Raw genomic sequence first — 6,519 nt, forward strand, 5'->3', positions numbered from 1 at the left:
AGAGAATCCTGCCGGGTTTACTGTATCCGGTTGCTGTGAAGATCACAACTTCTGAGAACGAGCTGATTGAACTCCGTGCCGGGGGGTTCTGGGAATTTTTATGCTGATGGGGCTTATGATTCAAAGAAAGTTCTGAACACTGTGGTGGAAAAGGGTTATCGGCCGATTGTTAAGAAAACTAAGAACGCTCCAGGTGGTTTTGGTAGTAAGAAGAGAGACAGAGTGTTTTCTGAAGAAGAGTACAGGCATAGGAATCCTCATGAGGGGTTCTGGGGTGCGTTTACAACGTGGTTTGGCAGTAGGATCCCCTGTTTTCTGAAAAAGACTACTGTAACCCGAATCCTGCTTGGGGTAATGTGTTATGGTCTGAAAATCCTCCTCAGAGTCAAATACTGTTTAAATAACAGGGGGTGAAACTAAACACGCCCAGGTTTAGGGAAAGCTTTAAAAACCCACTTTGATGATTAGAGTTAGGCATAACTTTGGAGGTGTGTGAAGATGGCAAAGGAAAAGCCACACGTTAATATAGTGTTTATCGGACACGTAGACCACGGAAAGAGTACAACAATCGGTAGATTGCTCTTTGACTCAGGCAACATTCCAGAGCAGATCATCCAGAAGTTCGAGCAGATGGGTGAAAAGGGTAAGTCATTCAAGTTCGCTTGGGTTATGGACAGACTCAAGGAAGAGAGAGAAAGAGGTATTACAATTGACGTTGCCCACAGCAAGTTCGAGACTCCAAACAAGTACATCACCATTATCGACGCTCCAGGTCACAGAGACTTCGTTAAGAACATGATTACCGGTGCTTCACAGGCTGACGCTGCAGTTCTCGTCGTTGCAGCCACAGACGGTGTCATGCCACAGACAAAGGAGCACGCATTCCTTGCAAGAACACTCGGTATCAACCACATAATTGTTGCGATTAACAAGATGGACATGGTCAACTACGACGAGAAGAAGTTCAAAGATGTTGCAACCCAAGTTACAAAGCTCCTACAAATGCTCGGTTACAAGAACTTCCCAGTTATCCCAATCAGCGCTTGGGAAGGAGACAATGTTGTTAAGAAGAGCGACAAGATGCCCTGGTACAACGGCCCAACACTCTTCGAGGCTCTCGACCAGATCCCAGAGCCAGAGAAGCCAGTTGACAAGCCACTTAGAATCCCAATCCAGGACGTTTACTCAATTAAGGGTGTCGGTACAGTTCCAGTCGGTAGAGTTGAGACCGGAAGACTTAGGGTTGGCGACGTAGTCATATTCGAGCCAGCATCAACAATCTTCCACAAGCCCATCCAGGGTGAAGTCAAGAGCATTGAAATGCACCACGAGCCACTTGAAGAGGCTCTCCCAGGTGACAACATTGGTTTCAACGTCAGAGGTGTTGGTAAGAACGACATAAAGAGAGGTGACGTTGCTGGACACACAACCAACCCACCAACAGTCGTCAGACCAAAGGACACATTCAAGGCTCAGATTATCGTCCTCAACCACCCAACAGCAATCACAATTGGTTACACGCCAGTTCTCCACGCCCACACAACCCAAGTTGCAGTTAGATTCGAGCAACTCCTTGCCAAGCTCGATCCAAGAACAGGTAACATCATAGAGGAGAACCCACAATTCATAAAGACCGGTGACTCAGCTATCGTTCTACTCAGACCAACCAAGCCAATGGTCATCGAGCCAGTTAAGGAGATACCACAACTCGGTAGATTCGCTATCAGAGATATGGGTCAAACAGTCGCTGCCGGTATGGTTATATCCATCCAGAAGGGCGAGTGAAGCCCTTCTCTAGCCTTTTCCTTTAATATTATTAGTTTTGTCATTAGAGCTTATAGAGGTGGCAAAAATGCAAAAGGCGAGAATTAAACTGGCGAGCACAAACATAGGTGCTCTTAATGAGGTTACAGATCAAATCAAGCAGATTGCAGAGAGAACTGGTGTTAGAATGAGCGGGCCAATACCAATGCCAACAAAGAGAATAAGGATAACCACAAGAAAGAGCCCAGATGGAGAAGGGAGTGCAACCTTTGATAGATTCGAACTTAGAGTTCACAAGAGGCTCATCGATATTGAAGCTGACGAGAGAGCTATGAGGCGAATCATGAGAATTCGCGTTCCTGAAGACGTGACAATCGAGATTGAACTCATCTCATGATTCTCATTATTTTTAGCGCCGGGGTAGCCTAGCCTGGGAAGGCGCGGGCCTGGAGAGTCCGTGGGCGTTAAGCCCGCCAGGGTTCAAATCCCTGCCCCGGCGCCAACACTCTTATAAACTTCTTCACCCCATTTCTGCTGGTGAATAGAGTTATGGAGAATTATCTCAAGCTTATTCCCAAAAGAAATGAAGAAATCGAGTTAAGAAAGATCGATGGAAAGTATTACCTCTTAATCCCCATGACCTCCAAACTGGATTTTCTGGCAAGAAAACTCCACGGGGAATACAGACGACTTGAACTTGACGAATTAGGAGCTTTTATATGGGAACTTTGTGATGGTACGAGGAGCATAGAACAAATTGGAAAGAAGGTGAAAGAAAAATTTGGTGAGGAAGCCGAACCACTATATGAAAGACTTGTGACCTTTATCCTTGAGCTATACAAGAGAAATCTCATTCTCTTGGGTGGGTGGGATGAACAAAGAGACTGAGGGGACTCTCCTGGCTTTTTTAGGCATGTTCCTTTATGGAATAGAACCCGTGGTAATTAAGGCAAACCCAACCAACCCCCTTAGCTTTGCAGCATTTTCTGCCCTCATAGCCTCTTTAATCCTTTGGCCAATCGTTTTACTCACATCCCGCTGGAAAGAAGTAAAGGAAAATCCACAGTATATTCCAAGAGCATTTCTGGTAGGGATGTTTGGAACTGCCCTGGCATATATCGCTTATTCTTATGGAGCTCGACTAAGTACCGCGATAAATGCTTCCCTTATAACAAGGGCAGAAGTTCTTTTCTCGTTTGTTCTTGCATATGTTTTCTTGAGGGAAAAAATAGCCAAACACCAGGTCTTCTGGTCATTTTCAATCATTATTGGCTTATTTTTGGTGATAACACAGGGTAAAGCAATAGTGCCAAGAAAGGGAGATTTACTCCTCCTGCTAGTCCCCCTCTTCTGGCAGAGCGGGCATGTGATAGCAAAGAAACTCCCATACAACCCATTTCTTATAGCAGCATTTAGAAATACCTTTGGGGGAATTTTGCTTCTTTTGCTTGCATTCCCCTCTGGGCTTGAGTTTTCAAAGCTTGCTGTAGCAGAGGGCATAATACTCTCATTTGGACAAGTGATATGGTACCTCGCAATAAAGCGGATAAACCTCTCAAAAGCGACAGCAATAATAACACCCGCTCCCGCAGTAGCAATAGGAGTTGCAACCCTCCTTGGGGAAGAATTCACAGTATATCACCTAGTAGGGTTTGTGCTCATAACCATTGGAACCTTTATGGTCAGCAGAATCAAAAGTGAACTAAAGACGGCCTAATAATTCATCGGCATTTTTTGGAACTCGAAGCCTTACGTAAGAATCATCCAACGACCTAAAAGCTGAGCCTCTAACAGCTGATATCTTCCTTTCAAGAAAATAGTGGTAAGTATCTCCAGAGCCCCACAAAAGCATTATTGGAGTCTGCATGTGGGTTTCAGCTATTTGGAATTTTTTCTTGAGGGTATTGATGATTTCTCTTTTTACAGCGGCTATCTTTTTCTTGCTTTCCTTGAGGAATTTTTGATCTTTAAGTGCTTCAACTGCCAAAATCTCTCCAATTGTACTTATCGGAAACGGCAAATCCACCTTTCTGTAAAGCTCCCCAAGCTCTCGGTTTTTTATAACAGCATAGCCTACCCTCATAGACGCCAGTCCAAAACCTTTTGAAAAAGAGCGCAGGACAATGAGATTATCATGCTCGAGGTTTATTGCCGATTCTTCTTTTTCGACAAAATCTCCGTAAGCTTCATCTACAAGAACCAAAACGCCCTTCCTCTCGGCATACTGAACGATTTCCTCAACTTCTTTAAGCCTTAAAACCTGTCCCGTGGGGTTGTGAGGGTTGTCTAGGTAAAGGAGGGAGTAATCTGAAGTGAGAGCATTTATAACTTCTCCAACATCGATTTTAAACCGGTTTTCCTTTTTCAGGGAAACCGATTCATAGGAACCTCCCATGGCAAGTACGTCACTTATGTACCTTGTATACTGCGGAGAGATACCAAGCACCCTGGAGCCCGGGCTTATGACAAATTTGTTCACCTTTTCAAAACATCCGATGGTCCCATAACCAAAGAAAATGCTTTCTTCATCTACATCCCAGTATTCCGCAAGGGCGTTTCTGAGATAAGTATACTTCACATCCGGGTACGCAGAAAGGGCTATCTCTAAGTTTTTCAACCTTTCCTTTACCCTTTCGGAAGTTCCAAACGGATTTGTGCCAAGGGAACAGTCGAGGAATCCTTCTCCATGTTCAACTTTATCCGCATACCCTCCGGGTACCTTAAGGATGAAGAGCTCTTCGCGGACTTTAAACTTCCTCATCAAATGTCTCCCCTAATAGGCGCTCTATGACTTTCCTCCTTTTTTTCTCAAAGTCGTCCTTGTCAAGGAACTCCCAGTAGTATTCACCGCTTGGGAACTTGCCCTCTTTCACTTCCTCCCTATAATTCTCAAGCGCCAGCTGAATTATGTTCCTTAAGTCGGCGTATTTCTTTACAAATGGGGGCACATGCTCATAGATGCCAAGGAGATCGTGCCATACTAAAACTTGCCCGTCCACATAAGGACCAGACCCGATTCCTATTGTTGGTATTTTGACCTCCTCAGTTACCAACTTGGCAACATCCGCCAAAACGAACTCTAAAACAACTGCAAAAGCTCCAGCCTTTTCTAATGCCTTCGCATCCCTAAGTATTTCCTCAATTTCTTCTTCGGTCTCTCCCGTTATATGGTAGCCTCCCAAACGAAGGTACCTTTGGGGAGTTAGGCCAGTATGCCCCATAACAGGTATGCCCGCCCTAACAAGCCTCTTTACTAGCTTCCTATGATCGTAACCGCCTTCAATCTTTACCGCATCCGCTCCTGCCTGGATTAGCCGAGCAGCATTTTTCATGCCTTCCTCTACGCTAACTTCATAACTCATAAATGGCATATCAGCGAGAACCAATCCTCTTTTAACGGCTTTTGCAACTGCCCTCGTGTGATAAACCATCTGCTCCATGGTCACATTTAGAGTGTTCTGTTCTCCATAGACCACCATTCCCAGCGAATCCCCAACAAAAATAATGTCAATCTTGGCTTTATCCGCTAGAAGAGCTGATGGATAATCGTACGCAGTCACCATCGTAATTTTCTCCTTCCCCTTCATTTCCATAATCTTCTTCGGTGTTATCTCCCTCATGGCAATCTCCCTAAAGCCTAATAAACTTGGGGAAATATTAACCTATCGGGTGAGAGAATGAAAAGGTGGGAGCACTATGAACACACCGCTGACATTGGAATAAGAGGTTATGGGGATACCCTTGAAGAGGCTTTTGAAGCCGTTGCAATTGCTCTTTTTGACGTAATGGTTAACGTAGAAAAAGTTGAGAAGAAAGAAGTGAGAGAAGTGGAAGTGGAGGGGGAAGATTTATACTCTTTGCTCTACAACTTCCTTGAAGAGCTCCTTATCCTCCATGACACGGAAGGATTGGTTTTTAGGGACTTTGAAGTTAAAATAGAAAAAACTGAAGAGGGGTATAAGCTCAAGGCAAAAGCCTATGGGGAAAAGCTGAGCGAAAAGCATGAGCCAAAGGAAGAAGTCAAAGCCATAACCTACCACGACATGGAGATAAAACAGCTCCCCAACGGGGAATGGATGGCACAGCTTGTCCCAGATATCTGAGGTGGTCACATGGAAGAAGTCGTCAAGATGAACAAAGCATTTTACGAGAGATATTTGAAACTCGACGATGGAGAAGAATTCTGGAAGTTCATGATGGCCCCCTTGAGGCAGAGTATAAGAATCAATACACTCAAAGCTCCCCTAAAGTACATAAAGGCAAGGCTGGAAGAGAGATATGAGCTTGAGCCTATTCCCTGGGTAAAAGAAGGGTTCTTTATCAACACCAGAGAGTTCGGGGATATGATAGAGTACGCCCTTGGGCTTGTCTTCCCTCAAGAGGCGTCCTCAATGATACCACCCGTTGTCCTAGATCCCAAGCCCGGAGAACTTGTCCTTGACATGGCGGCTGCTCCAGGGGCTAAAACAACACAGATAGCACAGTACATGAAAAATGAGGGGTGTATAATAGCCAATGACCTAAAAAAATGGCGTGCTAATGTTTTGATAGCAAACCTAAACCGGTTTGGAGTGCTCAACGCGAGGGTTACCGTCAAAGACGGCACTTACTTCTCAAGATTTGAAAATACATTTGATAACCCTAGTTCCCACCACCTGTGAAGTTGTATAATCTGTCCAGATTCACGGCCAGAATCGCCCCTAAAATCCTGACAACCAACCCCCTCAAACTAACACTCCTGCTCGGCCTCAGAAG

General features: G+C 44.9%; 8 protein-coding genes, 1 tRNA gene and 2 pseudogenes. 8 read left to right on the forward strand and 3 right to left on the reverse strand.

The window, feature by feature from the left end; all coding sequences use genetic code 11:
- Positions 1 to 66 precede the first annotated feature (66 nt).
- The 6 genes from THEPK_RS06820 (at position 67) to THEPK_RS06845 (ending at position 3,481) form a co-directional block, all read left to right on the forward strand.
- Positions 67 to 414 (forward strand): hypothetical protein, encoded by a 348-nt coding sequence (locus THEPK_RS06820; protein WP_156882152.1) that lies wholly within the window; start codon positions 67 to 69, stop codon positions 412 to 414.
- Positions 415 to 498: 84 nt separating this feature from the next.
- Positions 499 to 1,785, forward strand: a complete 1,287-nt coding sequence (gene tuf, locus THEPK_RS06825) for a translation elongation factor EF-1 subunit alpha (protein WP_042699877.1) — start codon at positions 499 to 501, stop codon at positions 1,783 to 1,785.
- Positions 1,786 to 1,852: 67 nt separating this feature from the next.
- Positions 1,853 to 2,161: a 30S ribosomal protein S10 gene (rpsJ, locus tag THEPK_RS06830; protein ID WP_042699881.1), complete on the forward strand. Its 309-nt coding sequence runs from the start codon at positions 1,853 to 1,855 to the stop codon at positions 2,159 to 2,161.
- Positions 2,162 to 2,178: 17 nt separating this feature from the next.
- Positions 2,179 to 2,266: transfer RNA gene (locus tag THEPK_RS06835), tRNA-Ser, on the forward strand.
- 47 nt (positions 2,267 to 2,313) lie between these two features.
- Positions 2,314 to 2,652: a PqqD family protein gene (locus THEPK_RS06840; RefSeq protein WP_042699884.1), complete on the forward strand. Its 339-nt coding sequence runs from the start codon at positions 2,314 to 2,316 to the stop codon at positions 2,650 to 2,652.
- Positions 2,636 to 3,481, forward strand: a complete 846-nt coding sequence (locus THEPK_RS06845) for a DMT family transporter (RefSeq protein WP_042699887.1) — start codon at positions 2,636 to 2,638, stop codon at positions 3,479 to 3,481. The genes THEPK_RS06840 and THEPK_RS06845 overlap by 17 nt, the downstream gene beginning before the upstream one ends.
- On the opposite strand, the gene THEPK_RS06850 is transcribed toward THEPK_RS06845, so the two are convergent.
- Together THEPK_RS06850 and panB are read right to left on the reverse strand one after the other, a co-directional pair.
- The gene (locus tag THEPK_RS06850) at positions 3,467 to 4,525 is read right to left on the reverse strand and encodes a pyridoxal phosphate-dependent aminotransferase (RefSeq protein WP_042699890.1); all 1,059 of its coding nucleotides are present in this window, start codon (positions 4,523 to 4,525) and stop codon (positions 3,467 to 3,469) included. The genes THEPK_RS06845 and THEPK_RS06850 overlap by 15 nt on opposite strands.
- A complete protein-coding gene (panB, locus tag THEPK_RS06855; RefSeq protein ID WP_042699895.1) occupies positions 4,512 to 5,384 on the reverse strand; it encodes a 3-methyl-2-oxobutanoate hydroxymethyltransferase in 873 nt (290 codons plus the stop codon). Before panB ends, THEPK_RS06850 begins: the two co-directional genes overlap by 14 nt.
- A gap of 57 nt (positions 5,385 to 5,441) precedes the next feature.
- Here panB and THEPK_RS06860 point away from each other — a divergent pair, with 57 nt between their 5' ends.
- Together THEPK_RS06860 and THEPK_RS06865 are read left to right on the forward strand one after the other, a co-directional pair.
- Entirely contained in the window at positions 5,442 to 5,867 is a 426-nt protein-coding gene (locus THEPK_RS06860; RefSeq protein WP_042699898.1) for an archease, read from the forward strand.
- Between the two features lie 9 nt (positions 5,868 to 5,876).
- A pseudogene (locus THEPK_RS06865) lies at positions 5,877 to 6,401 on the forward strand (tRNA methyltransferase); the annotation flags it as partial.
- Positions 6,402 to 6,405: 4 nt separating this feature from the next.
- Here THEPK_RS06865 and THEPK_RS13085 read toward each other — a convergent pair.
- Positions 6,406 to 6,519: pseudogene (locus THEPK_RS13085) on the reverse strand (IS982 family transposase); the annotation flags it as partial.

This window comes from Thermococcus sp. PK, assembly GCF_000430485.1.
GTDB lineage: Archaea > Methanobacteriota_B > Thermococci > Thermococcales > Thermococcaceae > Thermococcus_A > Thermococcus_A bergensis.